Source organism: Syntrophaceticus schinkii, from assembly GCF_000946815.1.
GTDB classification, from domain to species: Bacteria; Bacillota; DSM-12270; order Thermacetogeniales; family Thermacetogeniaceae; genus Syntrophaceticus; species Syntrophaceticus schinkii.
The window spans coordinates 1-1,204 of sequence record NZ_CDRZ01000216.1; the positions used below are offsets into that span (position 1 = coordinate 1).

Sequence of the window (1,204 nt, forward strand, 5' to 3'; positions counted from 1 at the left end):
TCCTGTTTTTGATTCCAGTGCCCCTGTCGGTTCATCCGCCAGTATTATTTCCGGTCTATTTGACCAGTGCCCGAGCAATAGCCACTCTTTGAGATTGCCCTCCTGACAGTTCACTGGGAAGTTTATTCTTTTTATCTTCAATACCCAATCTACAAATCATTTCCTCAATTCGTTTCTTCTTTTCCCGCCTACTGATTCGAGTATAATCTAAAGGCACTTTCACATTTTGATACGTGTTATAGTCATCAATCAAAGCAAACTGCTGGACGACAAAGCCAAAACAGCTATTTCTTAACCTGGCCAACGTCACCTGATTCATTCTAGACACATCTTTTCCATTAAGGTAATAGCTTCCTAAAGTAGGCCGATCAATACATCCAATAATGTTAAGCAATGTCGATTTTCCAGAACCGATACCCATGATGCCCACCATTCCCCTTGCCTGATTTCCAGATCGATCTCGTTTAAAGCTTTGACACTATTATCACCGCGGCCATATATTTTTTCTACACCATGCAGTAATATCATTTGGCTACTCCTTTCTACGGATGATCTCGCTAATTTCCGTTCTCAGAAACTTTACAACCGGCAGACAATAACACAACAAATTAAAAGCAATGAGACGGCACAGTAATAATAAAAGAACATTGCCCTTGATAAAAATCTGGAAAAATGTTGATTCTTAACCTGATTGCTGATCAAAGTTGCTAAAACAAAAGAAAAGCTCAAACAGATCATAGAAATCCAGAGGATGCGCAGAGCAATATTCTTCATTGTCGCTCCCGCAAGAAGATGAACGCCTATTTCTTTTGTGTTTTTTTCTTAAAAAACTCAATAAAGATACCACCATACTTATGGAAGCAAATAAAAGAACAGCAATGCCTATGGGCAACAGGCTTCGTAGCCCTGCATTGATCGCATCAGATATTATCAAAGAGTGCTGGTTTAAATCATATGGATTAAGGGATGTGTATAGTTTTAACCGGTTACTCTCCGCGCTTATGGAAATAAAGGTTTCTTTCACATTACCGGAAATAATCAGTGATTGAGATATTATTTGGCCAAGATTTGCTAGTGCATATTCATCAGTTATGTCCACCGTCTTAAACGGCAAAACCATAATAATAGTCCAAATTTATCAACCCCGCACCTCTACTTAATAAAATTAAGCATTCTTTTTTCAAAAACCCCTTTACATTGGACG

The 1,204-nt window shown here is 38.5% G+C and carries 3 protein-coding genes; all 3 read right to left on the bottom strand.

Annotated features, from left to right (window positions below):
* Positions 1–55 precede the first annotated feature (55 nt).
* Positions 56–433 (bottom strand): ABC transporter ATP-binding protein, encoded by a 378-nt coding sequence (locus tag SSCH_RS16540; RefSeq protein WP_332306913.1) that lies wholly within the window; start codon positions 431–433, stop codon positions 56–58.
* Positions 355–528 carry a hypothetical protein gene (locus tag SSCH_RS19150; protein WP_198142283.1) on the bottom strand — a complete coding sequence of 58 codons (174 nt, stop codon included), beginning with the start codon at positions 526–528 and terminating at the stop codon, positions 355–357. The genes SSCH_RS16540 and SSCH_RS19150 overlap by 79 nt, the downstream gene beginning before the upstream one ends.
* Positions 529–682: 154 nt before the next feature.
* A complete protein-coding gene (locus SSCH_RS18285) occupies positions 683–1,024 on the bottom strand; it encodes a hypothetical protein (protein ID WP_156972181.1) in 342 nt (113 codons plus the stop codon).
* Positions 1,025–1,204: the final 180 nt, after the last annotated feature.

Coding starts and splice junctions, on each gene's coding strand:
- SSCH_RS19150 (WP_198142283.1), bottom strand. CDS start 528: ATGATATTACTGCATGGTGTAGAAAAAATATATGGCCGCGGTGATAAT.
- SSCH_RS16540 (WP_332306913.1), bottom strand. CDS start 433: ATGGTGGGCATCATGGGTATCGGTTCTGGAAAATCGACATTGCTTAAC.